The 17,290-nt window shown below is 72.0% G+C and carries 17 protein-coding genes; 5 read left to right on the top strand and 12 right to left on the bottom strand.

Annotation, left to right across the window (positions count from 1 at the left end; translation table 11 throughout):
- Positions 1–53: 53 nt before the first annotated feature.
- A complete protein-coding gene (locus ACIP89_RS24130) occupies positions 54–2,732 on the bottom strand; it encodes a beta-N-acetylglucosaminidase domain-containing protein (protein ID WP_402116645.1) in 2,679 nt (892 codons plus the stop codon).
- 145 nt (positions 2,733–2,877) lie between these two features.
- Between ACIP89_RS24130 and ACIP89_RS24125 the strand changes: the two genes are divergently transcribed.
- Positions 2,878–3,882 carry an SDR family oxidoreductase gene (locus ACIP89_RS24125; RefSeq protein ID WP_401926346.1) on the top strand — a complete coding sequence of 335 codons (1,005 nt, stop codon included), beginning with the start codon at positions 2,878–2,880 and terminating at the stop codon, positions 3,880–3,882.
- 1 nt (position 3,883) lies between these two features.
- Here the strand turns inward: ACIP89_RS24125 and ACIP89_RS24120 are convergent, their stop codons facing one another.
- Both ACIP89_RS24120 and ACIP89_RS24115 read right to left on the bottom strand, forming a co-directional pair.
- A complete protein-coding gene (locus ACIP89_RS24120; protein ID WP_401926348.1) occupies positions 3,884–4,744 on the bottom strand; it encodes an enoyl-CoA hydratase/isomerase family protein in 861 nt (286 codons plus the stop codon).
- Between the two features lie 65 nt (positions 4,745–4,809).
- Positions 4,810–5,541, bottom strand: coding sequence for a PIG-L deacetylase family protein (locus ACIP89_RS24115; RefSeq protein ID WP_402116643.1), 732 nt, complete (start codon positions 5,539–5,541; stop codon positions 4,810–4,812).
- A gap of 117 nt (positions 5,542–5,658) precedes the next feature.
- Here ACIP89_RS24115 and argG point away from each other — a divergent pair, with 117 nt between their 5' ends.
- Together argG and ACIP89_RS24105 are read left to right on the top strand one after the other, a co-directional pair.
- On the top strand, positions 5,659–7,110 hold the full coding sequence (argG, locus tag ACIP89_RS24110) for an argininosuccinate synthase (RefSeq protein WP_401924448.1): 1,452 nt from the start codon (positions 5,659–5,661) through the stop codon (positions 7,108–7,110).
- 180 nt (positions 7,111–7,290) lie between these two features.
- Complete coding sequence (locus tag ACIP89_RS24105) at positions 7,291–7,863, top strand: rhodanese-like domain-containing protein (protein WP_402116642.1); 573 nt, start codon at positions 7,291–7,293, stop codon at positions 7,861–7,863.
- Between the two features lie 74 nt (positions 7,864–7,937).
- Here ACIP89_RS24105 and ACIP89_RS24100 read toward each other — a convergent pair whose 3' ends face one another.
- Positions 7,938–9,233: an alpha/beta fold hydrolase gene (locus ACIP89_RS24100; protein WP_402116640.1), complete on the bottom strand. Its 1,296-nt coding sequence runs from the start codon at positions 9,231–9,233 to the stop codon at positions 7,938–7,940.
- A 105-nt stretch (positions 9,234–9,338) separates the two neighbouring features.
- Here ACIP89_RS24100 and ACIP89_RS24095 point away from each other — a divergent pair, with 105 nt between their 5' ends.
- Entirely contained in the window at positions 9,339–10,502 is a 1,164-nt protein-coding gene (locus tag ACIP89_RS24095; RefSeq protein WP_402116638.1) for an ABC transporter ATP-binding protein, read from the top strand.
- A 28-nt stretch (positions 10,503–10,530) separates the two neighbouring features.
- Here the strand turns inward: ACIP89_RS24095 and ACIP89_RS24090 are convergent, their stop codons facing one another.
- The 8 genes from ACIP89_RS24090 to ACIP89_RS24055 form a co-directional block, all read right to left on the bottom strand.
- Positions 10,531–11,091, bottom strand: a complete 561-nt coding sequence (locus tag ACIP89_RS24090) for an SMI1/KNR4 family protein (protein WP_402116637.1) — start codon at positions 11,089–11,091, stop codon at positions 10,531–10,533.
- Between the two features lie 63 nt (positions 11,092–11,154).
- Positions 11,155–11,814, bottom strand: coding sequence for a class I SAM-dependent methyltransferase (locus ACIP89_RS24085; protein ID WP_402116635.1), 660 nt, complete (start codon positions 11,812–11,814; stop codon positions 11,155–11,157).
- A 10-nt stretch (positions 11,815–11,824) separates the two neighbouring features.
- Positions 11,825–12,976: a serine hydrolase domain-containing protein gene (locus ACIP89_RS24080; RefSeq protein ID WP_402116633.1), complete on the bottom strand. Its 1,152-nt coding sequence runs from the start codon at positions 12,974–12,976 to the stop codon at positions 11,825–11,827.
- A gap of 117 nt (positions 12,977–13,093) precedes the next feature.
- Positions 13,094–14,047: an ABC transporter substrate-binding protein gene (locus ACIP89_RS24075; RefSeq protein WP_402116631.1), complete on the bottom strand. Its 954-nt coding sequence runs from the start codon at positions 14,045–14,047 to the stop codon at positions 13,094–13,096.
- On the bottom strand, positions 14,044–14,721 hold the full coding sequence (locus tag ACIP89_RS24070) for an ABC transporter permease (protein WP_402116630.1): 678 nt from the start codon (positions 14,719–14,721) through the stop codon (positions 14,044–14,046). Before ACIP89_RS24070 ends, ACIP89_RS24075 begins: the two co-directional genes overlap by 4 nt.
- Positions 14,718–15,395: an ABC transporter permease gene (locus ACIP89_RS24065; RefSeq protein ID WP_401924471.1), complete on the bottom strand. Its 678-nt coding sequence runs from the start codon at positions 15,393–15,395 to the stop codon at positions 14,718–14,720. The genes ACIP89_RS24070 and ACIP89_RS24065 overlap by 4 nt, the downstream gene beginning before the upstream one ends.
- Before the next feature lie 104 nt (positions 15,396–15,499).
- Complete coding sequence (locus tag ACIP89_RS24060; RefSeq protein WP_402116628.1) at positions 15,500–16,204, bottom strand: alpha/beta fold hydrolase; 705 nt, start codon at positions 16,202–16,204, stop codon at positions 15,500–15,502.
- The gene (locus ACIP89_RS24055) at positions 16,197–16,793 is read right to left on the bottom strand and encodes a PadR family transcriptional regulator (RefSeq protein ID WP_402116626.1); all 597 of its coding nucleotides are present in this window, start codon (positions 16,791–16,793) and stop codon (positions 16,197–16,199) included. The genes ACIP89_RS24060 and ACIP89_RS24055 overlap by 8 nt, the downstream gene beginning before the upstream one ends.
- Positions 16,794–16,863: 70 nt before the next feature.
- On the opposite strand from ACIP89_RS24055, the gene ACIP89_RS24050 reads away from it, so the two are divergent.
- Positions 16,864–17,256, top strand: coding sequence for a nuclear transport factor 2 family protein (locus tag ACIP89_RS24050; RefSeq protein WP_402116625.1), 393 nt, complete (start codon positions 16,864–16,866; stop codon positions 17,254–17,256).
- Positions 17,257–17,290 lie beyond the last annotated feature (34 nt).

Here is a 17,290-nt window from a genome sequence, read left to right as displayed (position 1 = left end):
CCCGGCCCCGCCCGCGGAGGTGCGGGAGCGCCGGGCGCACTGCGGGCGGGCCGCTACCTGCCCGCCACCACCTCCGCGATCTGCGGCGCCTGGGCACCCTTGCGCCAGGTCAGCCGCACCGCGTCGGCGGTCCGGCCGTGCGTGTCGATGCCGGTGTACGCGCCGCCGAGCCGGCCGACGGTCTGCCAGTCGCCGTCCGCGTTCCGCAGCTGGATGTCCGCCGAGCCCTTGGCACCGTCGGGCCGCAGGACCGTGACCGAGCCGACCGCCCGCGCGCCGCCGAGCCCCACCTCAAGGGACTCACCGCTCTGCGGGGCCCGTGCGGCGCGGTAGACCGTGCCCGGGTCTCCGTCGGCCGCCGAGTCCATGGCGGAGCCGGTGGCGGCGGGCGGGTTGCCGGTGACCGCGCCGTCCGTGGTCGCGACGTGGAACTCGCGGACGACGACCCAGCTGGTCTGGGCCGCGGCCGCCCGCGCCCGTACATAGCGGGCCTTCGTGCCGGCGGGCGCGGTCGCGGCGACGTCCGGCTTGCCGGAGAAGGCGGTGAGCGACTGCCAGCTCTTGCCGTCGGCCGAGTACTCCAGCACTCCGTCGTGCAGGTAGTCGTCGGTGCTGCCGGACTTGCCCATGGCGAGCGTGATGTCGCCGATCTCCCTGGACTCGCCCAGGTCCACGGTGAGCTGATCGTCCACCGCGGGCGCTCCGTCGCTCCAGAAGTACGTGGAGTCGTCGCCGTCGAGCATCCGGGCGGCGGTGTTGCCCTGGTACGTGCCGAGGCTCGTCGACGCGCTGGGCCGGCCGCTCACACCGAGGATCCGGTCGTACTCGGCGGTGGCCCGCTCGACGAACCCGTCCAGCACCCCGTCACCGACGTGGACCGGCACCTTGTCGCCGCCGAGGCCGGTGTACACGAAGGACTTGGCGTGCTCGGCCTGCGCGGGCAGTTGCTGCCGGAGGTCCCAGGCCTGTGCGCCGTTACCGGCACGGGCCGCTTCGACCATGCGCAGGGCGGTACGGGACGCGGTCCCCCAGGCCTCGGTGGCGTCCAGCCAGGGGCCGGAGTCCTCGATGAATCCCCGGTCCGGGAGTGAAGCGCGCAGCCGGGCGGGGGCCGCGCGGAGGTTTCCGAGCACGGTGGTGAGCCGCTTCGAGTCGCCGGACTTCCAGAAGCGCGCGACCTCCGCCGCGAGCTCCGGCGCCTTGTCGGTGTTGAGCGCGGAGCTGTAGTTGACGTCGGCGAAGGCGCGCAGCGCCTGCTCGGTGCGGGCGTCGCCTCCCGCGTACTCCTTGAGCCCCTTGCCCCACGAGGTGCGCGGGTCGTACGCGGCGTCGTTCCAGGAGTAGTCCGCGACGGTGTACAGGGAGAGCTTCGAGGCGTACGGCTGGATCATCGGGTTGGCGGTGATGCCCGCGAGCCTGCCCGGCAGTCCCTTCTCGCGCCCGTTGAACGGGCCGAGGAGCAGCCGGTCGGTCGCGTAGTCGTTCACCGGGTAGTTGTCCCAGGTCAGGATCGGGTGTCCGAACACCTCGCGGGCGGTGTCGGCCTGAGCCACCGTCATGGTCGGCGCGACGACTCCGACGCCGGTCCACTCGACGAGCACGTCCGGATCGAGCTGTTCGGCGAGGGCCGTCTTGTAGGCCGATTCGCTGATGTTGTAGTACTCGGTGGGGACCATCTGGAGCGGCTGCGCACCGGGGTGGGTGGCGATGAACTCCTTGTTGACCCGGTTCAGCAGGTACGCCTGCGCGGCTCCCGCCGCACCGCCGCCGGTCCCCCACTTCTCCTTGTCCGCGTCGCAGTTCCAGTCGGTGTAGCTGATGTCGTCGAGCGGCACCGCGAACGTCCGTACGCCGATGTCCCAGATCGTCTGGAACTTGTCGACGAGGGCCTTGGTGTCCGCGTCCGAGCTGTAGCAGACCGACAGCCCGGGAGAGAGCGCGTAGGTGAACTCGACGTGCCGCTGGGCCGCCCGGCCGGCCAGCTCCTTGATCTGCGCCAGCTGGTCGGCGGGGTAGGCGTCGCGCCACTTCTCGCGGAGGTAGGCGTCGTCCTTGGGCGAGTACACGTAGATGTTCATCTTGTGCTCGCCGTAGTAGTCCAGCTGGTCCAGCCGGGCCTTCTGCGACCAGGGAGTGCCGTAGAACCCCTCGATGACGCCGCGCAGCGCCGTGCCCGGCCAGTCGCGCACCGCGAGTCCGCCGACCCGGGCGCCCGGCCGCCGCTGGTGCGGCAGGATCTGGCGCAGGCTCTGTGCGGCGTAGTACGTGCCGGTGGCGTCCTTGCCCGCGAGGACGATCCGGTCCGCCCCGATGCCGAGGACGTAGCCGTCGGCGGGCAGTCCGCCGGTGCCTTCGAGCTTCTGGGCGGCGAGCGCGCCCGCGTCTCCGACGTGGACGGTGAGCCCGCTCGCGGATGCCCGTGTGCTCCGGACGACGCGCTGCGCACCGGCCCGCTTCAGGGCGGTCTCGACCACGGCGAGCGAGGACTCGTCGGCCGTCTCTCCGGCCACCACGGTGACGGTGGGAGTGATGGTGATCCGGTCGGACCGGTTCTTGACCGACTGCGGGGTCGGCGTGATGACGGGGGTCCCCGGGCTGTCCTGGGCCTTCGTCGGGGTGTCGGTCGCGGTGGGGCCGGCCGCCTGCGCGGACGGCCCGGCGGCCAGCAGGCCACCGACGAGCAGGGCCGCTGCCGCGGCCATGGCGGTGAGACGGGGTGGGCGAGGCGTCACAGATCCTCCATTGATCACTCAAGTCATCAGAGTCGCGCAACACAACTGCACCGAATTCAACATCCTGGCGCTTACATGTCAATGGTCTGGACAACATCACTGCGTGGACCTGGAGTTTTGCCTTCGGACGCGGTACTTATGCGCCATGACAGAGCCCCTGCACACCCCCGGATTCGCCGCTCCTCCCCCGCTGGGCGCCAGCGCGTTACCACCCGGCACCTACGACGGCGTCGTGGTGCTGGTGACCGGCGGCGGCTCGGGGCTCGGCAAGGCGATAGCCGCCGAGTTCGCCCGGCTGGGCGCGGATCTGGTACTGGTCGGCCGCGACGCCGAACGGCTGGCCGCCGCCCGGGACGAGCTGGCCCCGCTGACCGGCGGCCGGGTCATGACCGCACCGGCCGACATCCGCGACCCCGACCGGATCGCGGCGGTGTTCGACGCGGCCGAGGCCCAACTGGGGCCGCCGGACGTACTGATCAACAACGCGGCCGCCAACTTCCCCTCCCCCGCAGAGGACTTGTCGCCGAACGCCTGGCGGGCGGTGCTCGACATCACGCTGACCGGCACCTGGTTCATGACCCGGGAGTTCGGGCGGCGCCACCTCGCGGCCGGCACGGCGGGCTCGATCGTCAGCGTCGGGGCGTCGTACGCCTGGACCGGCGGCCCCGGCTACGCCCACTCGGCCGCCGCCAAGGCCGGGGTCAAGAACCTGGTCGAGACGCTCGCCGTGGAGTGGGGTCCGTACGGGATCCGGATCAACGGACTGGTGCCGGGGCTGATGCCGCACGAGGACATGACCACCGACATCCGCGGCCACCTGGACCGGGCCGGCGAAGCGGGTCCCGGGGACAGGCAGCACAACCGGCCCGCCGAGCCCACCGGGCACAACGAGCCCGGCCGGCCCGCGGAGAACAGCCCGCGTGACGAGCACGACGCGCGGCAGCCCGCGCTCCGGGTCGGCCTGCCGCGCGAACTGGGCTGGGCAGCGACGTTCCTGGCCTCCCCGTACGCCGGTTTCGTATCCGGCCACTCGCTCGTGGTCGACGGCGCGAACTGGCAGCGGCGCTCACTGGTGGCCCCGCCCGTGGTACCGGTGCGTGAGCAGCTGGGCCGTGGCCCGTTCGCCCCGCCCGGCGCCGGCGGGCACTGAGTCAGCCGCCCTCGAAGTGCGGCGGCCGGCGGGCGGCCTTGGCCGCATAGCCCTCGGCACAGTCCTGCGAGGTGAGGGTGAGCGCGGCCGCCAGCGCCGTCCGGTCGAGCGCGGCGGCCATCCCGGCGTCCGCGAAGGCGTCGACCGAGCGCTTGATGTGCCGGACGGCCAAGGGGGCGTTGGCCGCCACCGCGTCGGCGACGGACCGCGCGGCGTCCTCCAGCTCCCCGAGCGGCGTGACCCTCTGGAGCAGCCCGATCCGCTCGGCCGTCGGCGCGTCGATCCGGTTTCCGGTGAGCGCGAGGTACTTCGCCCAGCCCGCACCGGCCTCGCGGGCGATCCGCATGTCGCCTCCCGCGTCCACGGCGACCCCGATACCGGCCTCCGGGAGCGCGAACACGGCGTCGTCGGCGGCGATCCGGATGTCGGCCATGAGCGCCAGCTCGAAACCGAAGCCGAGGCAGTAGCCCTGGACGGCGGCGATCACCGGCTGCGGGAGCCCGGCGAACGCGGCGAAGCGTTCGTGCACCCAGCGGATGCCCTCGTAGTAGTTCTGGGTGCGCTCGGCGGGGGAACGCCCGGTGATGGCGCCACCGGGCGCGGTGACGTCGATCCCGGCGCAGAAGGCCCGGCCCTCGCCGCGCAGCAGAACGGCCCGGACCGAGCCGTCGAACCGGATCCGGTCCGCCATGATGCCGAGCTGCCTGCTGGACTCCCAGCTCCAGCCGTTGAGCCGGTCGGGGCGGCAGAGGGTCAGCACACCGACGCCGTCCTCGATCCGGAGCGTGATCCGCTCCTCGCCCTGCGGAATACCGTGATCGAGGATGTCGAGCACCGCCGCCCCCTCCGTCAACTGACGCATCGTCAGAAAAGGTTGTGCGGCACAGGGTACGGCGGCGCGTCCGGGGCGGCCAGGGTCCGGCCGGCTCAGCGCGGGAACAGCTCGAAGGTGACGGCGGGCCGGCCGCCGAACCGCTCGCCCGAAGCCTCCGCGTTGCCGGCCAGGAAGGCGCGGCAGTACTCCTCCGGGTCCCGGTCGGTGAGCACCTCGATGTACGTGCGGTGGGCGAGCAGCGAGTGCACGGAGCGTTCGAGTCCGGCCGTCACGTCGACGGCGTGCGTCGGCGTGGCCGATCCGGCGACGGCCACCCAGCGCACCCCGTCCCACGGTTCGAGCCCCTGTCCGGCCAGCTCCGGGAAGATCCAGCGGTTGCCCGCGTCGCCCGCCGCGTCCAGGGCCGCCCGGCCGACCGCGCGGTGGTCGGGGGTGTTCCAGGCGACGCCGCCCCAGGTGTCCCGGTGGTTGAGCGTGACGATCAGCTCGGGCCGGTGGCGGCGAACGGCCGCCGCGATGTCGCGGCGCAGCCGCACGCCGTACTCGATCACCCCGTCGCGATGGTCCAGGAACTCCACCCGGGAGACCCCGACGACCGCCGCGCTCGCGCGCTGCTCCCGCTCGCGCAGCGGTGCGCACCTCTCCGGTTCGAGGGTGTCGATGCCGGCCTCGCCCCGGGTGGCCAGCAGATAGCCGACCTCGCGCCCTTCGTCCGTCCACACGGCGACGGCCGCCGCGCAGCCGTACTCCAGGTCGTCGGGGTGTGCCACGACGGCGAGCGCGCGCCGCCAGTCCACGGGCATGGATTCCAGCTGCTCGGTCATACCGGCAGGCTAAGGGCCGCCTCGCGCTCCCTGATGGATCAGCGCGCGGACCCGCCCCCGCGGCGCGTACACAGACCCCACTTTGCATGATCATGCGTAATAGCGCATACTCTTCCTATGTCTAAGGTTCTTACCTCCCTGCCGGCCGGCGAGCGCGTCGGCATCGCCTTCTCCGGTGGTCTCGACACCTCCGTCGCGGTCGCCTGGATGCGCGACAAGGGTGCCGTCCCGTGCACCTACACCGCCGATATCGGCCAGTACGACGAGCCCGACATCGCGTCGGTCCCGGGCCGCGCGTCGGCCTACGGCGCCGAGATCGCGCGTCTGGTCGACTGCCGTGCGGCGCTGGTCGAGGAGGGCCTGGCCGCGCTCACGTGCGGCGCGTTCCACATCCGCTCGGGCGGGCGTGCCTACTTCAACACCACGCCGCTCGGCCGCGCCGTCACCGGCACCCTGCTGGTCCGGGCGATGCTGGAGGACAACGTACAGATCTGGGGCGACGGCTCCACGTTCAAGGGCAACGACATCGAGCGGTTCTACCGCTACGGTCTGCTCGCCAACCCGCACCTGCGGATCTACAAGCCCTGGCTCGACGCGGACTTCGTCCATGAGCTGGGCGGCCGCAAGGAGATGTCGGAGTGGCTGCTCGCCCACGACCTCCCCTACCGCGACAGCACCGAGAAGGCGTACTCCACCGACGCCAACATCTGGGGCGCCACCCACGAGGCCAAGACCCTGGAGCACCTCGACACGGGCGTCGAGACCGTCGACCCGATCATGGGTGTGCGGTTCTGGGACCCGGAGGTCGAGATCGCCACCGAGGACGTCACGATCGGCTTCGACCAGGGCCGTCCGGTGACGATCAACGGCAAGGAGTTCGCCTCCGCCGTCGATCTGGTGATGGAGGCGAACGCCATCGGCGGCCGCCACGGTATGGGCATGTCCGACCAGATCGAGAACCGGGTCATCGAGGCCAAGAGCCGCGGCATCTACGAGGCCCCGGCCCTGGCCCTGCTGCACGCCGCCTACGAGCGGCTGGTCAACGCGATCCACAACGAGGACACCGTCGCGCAGTACCACAACGAGGGCCGGCGACTGGGCCGTCTCATGTACGAGGGCCGCTGGCTCGACCCGCAGGCGCTGATGATCCGCGAGTCCCTCCAGCGCTGGGTCGGCGCGGCGGTCACCGGCGAGGTGACCCTGCGGCTGCGGCGCGGCGAGGACTACTCGATCATGAACACCTCCGGTCCGGCGTTCAGTTACCACCCGGACAAGCTGTCCATGGAGCGCACCGACAACTCCGCGTTCGGTCCGGTGGACCGGATCGGCCAGCTCACCATGCGCAACCTCGACATCGCCGACTCCCGCGCCAAGCTGGAGCAGTACGCCGATCTCGGCATCGTCGGCAACACCCACGAGACGCTCATCGGCGCCGCCCAGGCGGCCTCGACCGGGCTGATCGGCGCGATGCCGCAGGGCGGCGCCGAGGTCATCGCCTCCCGCGACCGCGCGGAGGGCGACGACGACCAGATGCTCGACCGCGCCGCCATGGAGTTCGGCACCGACTGACCGGGGCCCGTACGAACCCGCCCGGCGGGGACGCCGCACCGGCGCCCCCGCCGGGCGGAGCGCGGCCCGCCCGGACTCCGTTCACCACGGCTTCGGATACCCCGACGGGTACCCTGGCCCGTCCGGGGCAGGAGAGGACGAGAACCCGCCCCGCCCGGTGAACGAAAGGAAACACCGCTCGTGACCAGCCCCGTATCGCTCTCCCCCGCCCAGGCCGCGGCCCGCCTCACGGAGTTCACCGTCATCGATGTGCGGGGTCCCGGCGAGTACGCCTCGGGGCACGTTCCCGGCGCCCTGAACATCCCGCTCGACCGCCTCTCCGAGGCCGTCCCCGCGCTCAAGTCCGCCTCCGCACGCGGCGCACTGCTCGTCGTCTGCGCCTCCGGGGTCCGCTCCACCCGGGCCTGCGACATCCTCTCGGCGGCCGACATCGACGCCGCCACTCTGACCGGCGGCACCTCCGCCTGGGAGGGCGAGGGACGCGACCTGGACCGCCCCGCCGGCTCCCGGACCGGCTGGCCGCTGGAGCGGCAGGTGCGGCTCGCCGCCGGTTCGCTGGTGGTGGCCGGACTGCTGGCAGGGGTCAGGTATCCGGCCGCGCGCTGGCTGTCCGCCGGTATCGGCTCCGGTCTCGTGTACTCCGCGGTGACCGACAGGTGCGGCATCACGGCGGTCCTGTCCAGGCTCCCCTACAACCGCGACCCGCGGGCGGTGGCGAGCCTGGACGCGACGCTCGACGCCCTCCAGGGCTGACCCGCCCGGCCCCGTTACCGTCCGGGCTCCGTCGCGGGCCGCACCCCTTCGCGGGCTCAGACCTCGTCGCGGTCTCAGACCTCGTCGCGCACCAGGGCGAGCAGCCGGTCCAGGACCTTCGGGCCGCCCGCGCGCAGCCCGTCGTGCTCGTACTCGTCGGTCACCCAGGTACGCAGCCCCCGGATCGAGGCGGCGGTACGCAGCGCGTGGGCCGTGTCCACGTACATGTCGTCGTGGTAGACGGCGGCGGCCACCGGAACCTCGTTGGCTGCCAGCCGCTCCACGTCGTACAGCGGCTCCCAGCCGCCGCGGGTGGCGAGCAGTTCGGCCGTCTCGCGCAGCGGGCGCAGGGCCGGGTCCACGTCGAAGTGCCAGGGGTGGATGCTCTCGCCGGTGAACAGGACCGGGCCGTCGCCCCGGAGCGCGGCCGCCGCGTCGAACTGCGGGAACTCTGCGCGCACCCGCTCGGCCGCCCAGTCGGTGGGGCGTTCGTCCCGGCCGTAGATCGCCTCGTGCAGGAGCGCGTACAGCGGGTGCCCGGCGAACGAACAGGCCGTGCGCATGGCCTCCTGGAAGGCGTCGGACAGCTCGGTGCCGTGCGCGGTGCGGACGAAGGCGTTCTCCAGCAGGTAGTGGAGCTGGTGGCTGCCGCTGCCACCGCCGAGCATGATGCCGAGGGACTGGAACCCCTCTGGCGTCAGCCGGTGTCCGGCGCTCTCGGGCTGGTGCTCCGCGAGGTGAGCGGTGATCTCGCGGGCGCGCTCGACGTCCTGCGGGTAGCGGGCGTAGTGCGCGGCGTTCTTCCGCTCGATCCTCGGGTACGCCGCCCGGTAGACGTCGTCCGCGTGGCCGTCGAGCGAGGGCAGGCCGCCGGTGATCAGGACGGTGCTGAGCCCCTCGGGCGCGGCGGAGAGATAGCGCACGGCACAGAAGCCGCCGAAGGACTGGCCCAGCACCGTCCAGGGCGCGCCGCCGGTCAGCTGCGGGCGGATCAGCTCGCAGTCCCGCACGATGCTGTCGGACCGGAAGTGCGTCAGGTAGTCGGCCTGCTCCCGCGGGCCGCCGCGCAGCGGCAGTGTCTGCCGGTTGGCCGGGGTGGACAGGCCGGTACCGCGCTGGTCCAGGAGCAGCACCCGGAACTCCCGCACCGCGCGGCCCAGCCAGGCCTCCGTACCGGTGAAGCGGCGGGCGCCGAAGCCGGGCCCGCCCTCCAGGTACAGCAGCCACGGCAGCTCCTCCGCGGCCCTGGAACCGGCCACCACCTCCCGGCCGAAGATCTCGATCCGCTCACCGCCGGGGTCGGTGTGGTCGAGCGGCACGGTGAAGTGGTGGTCGGTGAGGACGACGCCGGGCTGGCGGTAGCTGTTCAAGGGTGCTCCTGAATCCGATGTTTCCCGGACAGTTCAGCACACCCGGGTGACCCGGACAGTCCCGGCCCGTGTGCGGCGGGCCCGGCTGCCTCCTAACGTGCAGTCATGATCCGGTTCGAGCAGGTCGGCAAGGTCTATCCGGACGGCACGACGGCGGTGCGCGAACTGTCCTTCGAAGTCCGCGAGGGTGAACTCGTGACCCTGGTCGGCCCCTCCGGCTGCGGAAAGACCACCACGATGATGATGGTCAACCGGCTGATCGAGCCGACGTCCGGGCGGATCCTGGTGAACGGCGAGGACGTCTCGACGGTCGATCCGGTGAAGCTGCGCCGCGGGATCGGCTACGTCATCCAGCAGGTCGGGCTCTTCCCGCACCGGACGGTCCTCGACAACACCGCCACGGTCCCGGCACTGGTCGGCTGGAAGCGGTCCAGGGCGCGGGAGCGGGCGGCCGAACTGCTGGATCTGGTCGGCCTCGATCCGGCGACGTACGGCTCCCGGTACCCCGCCCAGCTCTCCGGCGGCCAGCGCCAGCGGGTCGGCGTGGCACGCGCGCTGGCCGCCGATCCGCCGGTGCTGCTGATGGACGAACCGTTCGGCGCGGTGGACCCGGTGGTGCGGGAGCGACTGCAGAACGAGTTCCTGAGCCTCCAGGCAACGGTCAGGAAGACGGTCCTGATGGTCACCCATGACATCGAGGAGGCCGTGCGGATGGGTGACCGGATCGCGGTGTACGGGGAGGGCCGCATCGAGCAGTTCGACAGCCCGGGGGCGGTGCTCGGGTCCCCCGCGACCCCGTACGTGGCCCGGTTCGTCGGCGCCGACCGGGGCCTCAAGCGGCTCTCGGTCACCACGATCGAACCGGAGGACCTGGAGGAACCCCCGGTCGCCCGCCTCGACGAGCCGGCCGCGGTGGCGGCGGCCCGGCTCGGCGGCGCGGGCTCACGGTGGGCCGTGGTCCTCAACGGTGAGGGCGAACTGCACGGCTGGGTGGCGGCGGACGCGCTGCGCATCGCCGGGGAGCACGGCACGGTGGGCGAGCTCGCCCGCCGGATGGACGCGTGGGTGCCGGTCGGCGCCCCGTTGAAGCAGGCGTTCAGCGAGATGCTCCAGCACGACGCCGGCTGGGTGGCGGTGCTGGACGGGGCGCGGTTCCTCGGCGTGCTGACTCCGGCGAAGCTGCACGAGGCGCTTCGCCGCTCCGTGGACGCGGACGCGCAGGGCGTGGGGCGCGACGAGGTCGACTTCGACTCGGTGTCGGACGCCTGACGGATACGCGCCCCCGCTCCCGCTGGGTCTACACGCCGGCGGACAGCCGGCTTCCGGCCTGTTCCCACGGCTCGGGTTCGGCCACGTCGTCCCTTTCGCAGGCCTCCTCCTCGAACCAGCCCGTCCCCGCGAGCCAGGTCTCCAGCCACTCCGCCAGGCCGGCTGAGTCGAGGAACCAGCACTGCTCCCAGGATCCGCCGCCGTACGGGTTCGGCTCGAAGAGCAGGACCTGGCCGTCCTCACTGAAACAGTCGACGCCCGCGTACATGCCACAGCCCCAGGTCAGGACGGGCACGACGCCTTCGGGCCACTCCGGGTGCTCCACGCCGACGGATGCCGCACGCCGCTTCAGGTATTCGCCGACGACACCGGCGTCCGGACCGGACAGCAGCGGCAGCAGTCGGTACTCGGGGCCGAAGCCGCCGTCGGCGACCTCTCGGTACAGGCGCGCGAGCAGGGGGTGCAGCGCGAAGCCCAGCCGGGCCCCGGCCTGCGCTATTCGAGCATCGTCGACAGGCGCGGGAAGATCCTCGTTGTCCGACGCGGCCCGGACGGCGACGCGTTGCACGAGGTCATCGATGTCGGTCATGACCGGGATGCTGCCAGAGCCCTCCGACATTCCGGCGATCAGGGCCGCCGGACGGTTGCGGCCTCAGGGCCGCTTCGGCCTGCGGGCGAGGAAGGTCGCGAAGGTCCGTTCGGCCCCTTCGCCGGGTTCCTCCACCAGTCGCGCGGTCAGGACGAGCCCGGCCTGCTTCAGGAGCTCCGCGATCCGCTCGGGCGGCAGCAGGTACGACTCGTAGGAGACGGGGTGACCGCCGTACGCCCGGGTGGGACGCAGGTGCTGGCCGGCCCCCACGTGGCCCGCCAGCATCAGGGAGCCGCCCGGCGCGAGAGTCCGCCGGAACTCACCGAACACCATGGGCAGCAGCGCCGGTGGAGTGTGGTGGGTGGAGTAGTAGGCCAGGATGCCGCCGAGCCCGCCGTCCCGGACCGGGAGCGAGGTCATCGAGCCGACACCGAAACGCAGATCCGGGTGGGCGTCGCGGGCCAGCTCGACCATGGCGGGCGACAGGTCCAGCCCGAATACGTCCACCTGCCGCCCGGCGAGGTAGGCCGCGACTCTGCCGGGCCCGCAGCCCAGATCGGCGACAGGCCCGAGCGCGGCCGTTCGCACCGTCTCCGCGAAGACGTTCAGCATGCCCCGCGACAGCGGATCGAGCTCCTCCGGAGGCTTGACCCGTTCGAAGTAGTCGGAGGCGACGGTGTCGTACGACTCCCGGACGGCGGCGAGGTAGGCGTGCTCAGGCATGCGGGCGACTCTAGTGAGGAGCCGCCGCGTGCTGCCAGAAGTCCCGCATCATGACCGGCGGGGTGGGGCCCGCCATCGCGACCTGGCTGAGCATGACGGCGACCGTGCCGGTGGACGGGATGACGTGCGCCGTCGTGCCGGTACCACCGACCCAGCCGTAGCGCCCCCGCACGTTCCAGGGATCGAGGGTCTCGACGTCGATCGCACCGCCGAACCCCCAGCCCTGCCCCTCGGTGAACAGCCCGCTGGCCGCACGCTGGGCAGGGGTCAGATGGTCGGTCGTCATCTGCCGCACCGATTCGGGCGTCAGCAGGCCGCGGCTGCCGACGGTCCCCTCGTCGAGCAGCATCCGGCCGAACGCGTACCAGTCGTCGACGGTCGAGACGAGTCCGCCTGCCCCGGACGGGAAGTCCGGCATGCTGCTCCACTGCCCGTCAGGGGCGTCCACCAGTTCCGGTGCGCCGTCCGCGCCCGCCCGGTAGTAGCCGGTGAACCGGTCGAGCCGGTCCGCCGGGACGGTGAAGCCGGTGTCGGCCATCCCGAGCGGTTCGAACAGCCGCTCCGCCATGAACTCCGGCAGCGACTGGCCGGAGACCCTGGCGATCAGGACGCCCAGGATGTCCGAGCAGGTGTTGTACAGCCACGCCTCCCCCGGCTGGTGGAGCATCGGAATGCGGGCCAGCGCGGCCATCCACTCGTCCGGGGCGGCGACGCCCGCCGGCTCCGGCGAGCCCTGGTGCAGCTCGCCGAGCAGCGGCGCGAGAGCGGGCAGCGAGAAGTCGGACGGGAATCCGTACCCGGCACGGAAGGTGAGCAGGTCGAACACGGTGATCGGCCGGGCGGCCGGCACCACGTCGTCGACCGGGCTTTCCGGGGTGCGTACGACCTTCGGTGAGGCCAGTTCGGGCAGCCAGGGCCCGACCGGGTCCGAGAGCGCGATCCGGCCGTCCTCGATCAGCATCATGGCCGCCGCCGCGGTGACCGGCTTGGTGATCGAGGCGATCCGGAAGATCGAGTCCCGGGCCATCGGCGCGCTGCCGTCGGTGAGGGCGGAACCGGCGGCCGCCACCTCGACGCGTTCACCGCGGGCCACCAGCCCCACCGCGCCCGGCACAGAGCCGTGACGGACATGCGTTTCGAGTACTTCGCGCAGGGTGCTCATCGCTCCGCCTTCTCAGGTGTGGGGTCCACCAGGATGACTCCACCGGAGGCGCGAACTCATCGGACCGCGCCGACCGGACGCGACCGGACCAGGTGTCCTGACCGGTTCCGGTAGCGCTCAGCCGGCCGGAATGAGGTGCTCGGACCGCAGATAGTTGCGGGCCACGTCCTCCGGGAGCCGTCGCCAGCTGTCCACCTGGGTGTTCATCCGGGCCAGGTCCGCGGTGGTCAGTACGGTGTTGAGCCTACCCAGCGCCTTGCGCACGCCCTCGCTGCCCGCCCGGGACCGGTTGACGACGGGAACGAGGTAGTCGGCGTTCTGCAGGTGCTTGTCGTCCGCGAGCAGGACGAGTCCGAACTCGTCCAGGGTGGCGTCGGTGGTGGTGGTCAGCACCATCTGGTCCCGGCCGCTCTGGACCGCCTGCTTGGCCTGGGTGGTACCGACGCCCTTGGGGTCGACGGCTGTGATGTCGATGCCGTACGTCTTCTTCAGGCCCGGTGCGCAGTACGGGCGCTGCACGCATTCGTCACCTGCCGCCAGCCGGACCGGCAGCCCTGATTCACCCAGGTCGCTCAGCGATTTCAGGTGGTGCTTCTTCTCGTACGCGGAGGTGACCGCGAAGGCGTTCTGGTCAACGGCGCGTCCGGGGTCCAGCACGGTGAGGCCGCGCGGGGCGGCCAGGGCGCGCAGGGCCTTCATGGTGGCGGCGAGGTCCGGGGAGCCGGCGGGGGCGGCGCCGGCGCCGTTCTTCTTGGCGTTCAGCCAGTCGGCGAAGGTGGCGGCGTACTCCGGTACGACGTCGATCTGGCCGCTCTCCAGCGCCGGTTCGTAGATCTCCCGGTTCGTGACGGAGATGATCTTCGTGGAGTATCCGGCCCGGTCGAGCAGCAGGGCGTACATCTGGGCGAGCAGATCGCTCTCGGTGAAGCCCGCGGAGCCGATGGTGAGGTGTCTGCTGTCGCCGGGCGGCGCGGTGACGGCACCCTGGTTCTCCAGCGCCGGTCCGGTGGTGCAGGCGGTCACCGGCAGCGCGAGGAGCAGGATCGCGGGGAGCGTGCGGCGGGCCCTCATCCGGCGTTCCCCTCGCGGACCCAGTCGGGCGCGAACCGCTGCGCCAGCTCGAAGAGCCCTTCGACGATCAGGGCGAACACGGCCACCAGGACCGCTCCCGCGACCACCTGGGCGGTGGAGGCGAGGTTGAAGCCTGCCGTGATGATCCGGCCCAGGCCGCCGCCGCCCGCCAGGGCGGCGATGGTGGCGGTGGCGACGAGCTGCACGGCCGCGATCCGGACACCGGTCAGGATGAGCGGCAGGGCGAGCGGCACCTCGACCTGGAACAGCAGCTGTCTGCCGGTCATCCCCATGCCCCGGGCCGCCCGCACCACGTCCTGGTCGACCCCCCGCATGCCGACGTAGGCGTTGGTGAGCAGCGGCGGTACGGCGAACAGGACGAGGGCGACGATGGTCGGCCCCTCTCCGAACCGGCCGACCGGGGTGAGCAGGAGCAGTACCAGGACGGCGAAGGTGGGGACGGCCCGGCCGACGTTGGAGATGTTGACGGCGAGGGCCCCGCCCCTGCCGAGGTGGCCGAGGACCAGAGCCACCGGCAGCGCGATGAGGCAGCTGATCAGCAGGCAGACGACGGTGAGGTAGAGGTGCTGGCCGAGCCGGGTCCAGATGCCGTCGTCGCCGTACCAGTGCGCGGAGGTCGTGAGCCAGGACCAGGCCTTGGAGAGGGTGTTCACGACTGCCTCCGGGTCCAGGGGGTCAGCAGGCGCTGCACGAGGAGGAGCAGCAGGTCGGCGGCGACGGCGATGACGACGCAGAGGACGGACGCGGTGAGCACCTGGGCCTTGAAGTAGGTGTTCATCCCGGAGTAGATGAGGTTGCCGAGTCCGCCGTAGCCGACGATCGCGCCGATGGTGACCAGGGAGACCGCGGAGACGGTGGCGATGCGCAGGCCCGCCATGGCGGCGGGCAGGGCGAGGGGCAGTTCCACGGCGACGAGCAGCCGTACGGGTCCGTATCCCATGCCGCGGGCCGCCTGCCGGGTCTCCTCCGGTACGGCTCTGAGTCCGGCCAGGATGTTCCGTACGAGGAGGGTGAGGGAGTACAGGACGAGTCCCGCGACGACGAGCGCCGCGGAGAGTCCGTACACCGGCAGCAGCAGCGAGAACATCGCGAGGGACGGCACGGTGTAGAGGATGGTGGTGACCCCGAGCACCGGACCCGCCGCCCAGCGCCAGCGGCGGGCGGCGAGGGCGAGCGGCAGGGCGATCACCAGGCCGATGAGCACAGCGATCACGGTCAGCTGGAGATGCTGGAGCACCGCCTCCCACAGGATGTGCCGACGGCTGCTCAGGTAGGCGCCGCAGATCCATTCGTTGCGCGCGAGGCAGTCGTCCGGGGGCGCGGTCACCCGTCCATTGCAGCCCGGAACAGCGCGGGAGCGCGCGTACTGATCGACTGTTCGTGGCGGGAGCGGCGGGCGTTACCGGGCCACCGGGGCGGCCCGGCGCCCGCTCAGGCCCGCCGCTCGGCCGCCCCGGTGAGGATGCGGACGAGCTCCGCCGGCCGGGAGTACATCGGCCAGTGCCCGGTGTCCAGGGTGACCAGCTCCCAGCTGTCGCCGGTCAGCAGCGCGGCCACGTCGTCGCTCGGCTCCGGCCCGTCGAGCAGGCACTTGAGGTAGGTGGCCGGGAGATCGTCGAGCGGGCGCGCGAGGACGGCGGGATCGCTCAGTGAGGCGCCCGGGTGCGGTGTCGCGTCGGCCACGATCCGCGCGATCTGCTCCTCGGTGAGCCCCTGGCCCTCGAAGTCGGCCGGGGGCGGCGGCGCCCAGAGGCCTCCGTTGCCCGCGAGCTCGGCCTCCAGCGCGGCCGGGCCCTGCCACCAGGCCGAGACGAACGACTCGCCGTCGGCCGGAACGACGGCGTCCACGAAGACGACGCGGGCCAGCCGGTCACCGATGCGGCCGGCGGCCTGGCCGACCGGGATGCCCGAGTAGCTGTGGCCGACCAGGACGACGTCGCGCAGGCCGAGGCGCTCCACCTCGTCGACGATGTCGGCCACATGCGTACCCGGGCCGGCCGGCAGCCCTCTCTTCTCCCCGACGCCGGTCAGGGTCACCGGGTGGGCGCCGTGTCCGGCCGCGCGCAGTCCGGGCACCACCTCGTCCCATGCCGACGCTCCCAGCCAGGCACCCGCCACCAGTACGAATTCAGTCATGGGAAGAACCTAACCGAGGGGTCTGACAACGCCGTTGAGTCGCCCGCTGTTCCAGGATCCGCAGCACACGCTCACCCCAGCGCAGGTTCTCCGCCTCGAAGGACCGTCCGCGCATCAGCGTCAGATAGGGGCCGACGCGGTCGGTCTCCGCCAGGTAGGTCTCCTCGTCGCGGCCGTCCAGCAGGCGGTCCCTGAGCCGTTCGTAGCGGGCGAGCTTGGCGCGCGCCCACTCCATACGCTCCGCGACCGAGGCGCGTACCGCGTCCTGGTCGCCGGCGTCCACCGCCTGGGTCATGACCAGGAGCTCGTCCCGGATGGCGATGGGGCGGGGCGGTTCGGCGGTGAACGCGGCCAGCGAGGCGCGGCCCGCCTCCGTGAGGGTGAACATCCTCTTGTTCGGCCTGCGCTGCTGCTCGACCACCCGTGCCTCGATCAGGCCGCTCCCCGCCAGCCGGTCCAGCTCCCGGTAGAGCTGCTGCGGGGTGGTGGACCAGAAGTCCGCCACCGAGACGTCGAAGACCTTGGCCAGGTCGTAGCCGGAGGCCTCGCCTTCCAGCAGGGCCGCCAGGACGGCGTACTTCAGAGACATCTGGACACGTTAACACCGGTGTGATTAATCTCTTTCACGCCTATTCAACAAATTGACTACGGAGCGCCGCATGCACCCCTTCCGCGAAGCCGTCGAGGCGCGCGATCCCGAGGCGATCGAGGCGATGCTGGCCGAGGACGTCGTCTTCACCAGCCCGGTGGCGTTCAAGCCGTACGCCGGCAGGCCCCTCACCGCCGCGATCCTGCGCGCGGTCACCGAGGTGTTCTCGGACTTCCGGTACGTCCGGGAGATGGCGAGTACAGACGGACGCGACCACGCGCTCGTCTTCGTCGCGAAGGTGGGTGACCGGGAGATCAGCGGCTGCGATTTCCTGCACTTGAACGAGGCCGGCCAGATCGACGACATGACGGTGATGGTCCGGCCGCTGTCCGGGGCGCAGGCGCTGGCGGCGGCCATGGGCGCGCGGTTCGACACGATCACCCGCGAGGCGTCGGCGGGCTGACCCGGCCGCTCCGAACGGGCTCCGCCCTCGGCGG

The sequence above is a fragment of the Streptomyces sp. NPDC088730 genome (genome assembly GCF_044751215.1).
Classification (GTDB): Bacteria; Actinomycetota; Actinomycetes; order Streptomycetales; family Streptomycetaceae; genus Streptomyces.
This window is presented reverse-complemented; position numbering and strand designations above follow the sequence as displayed.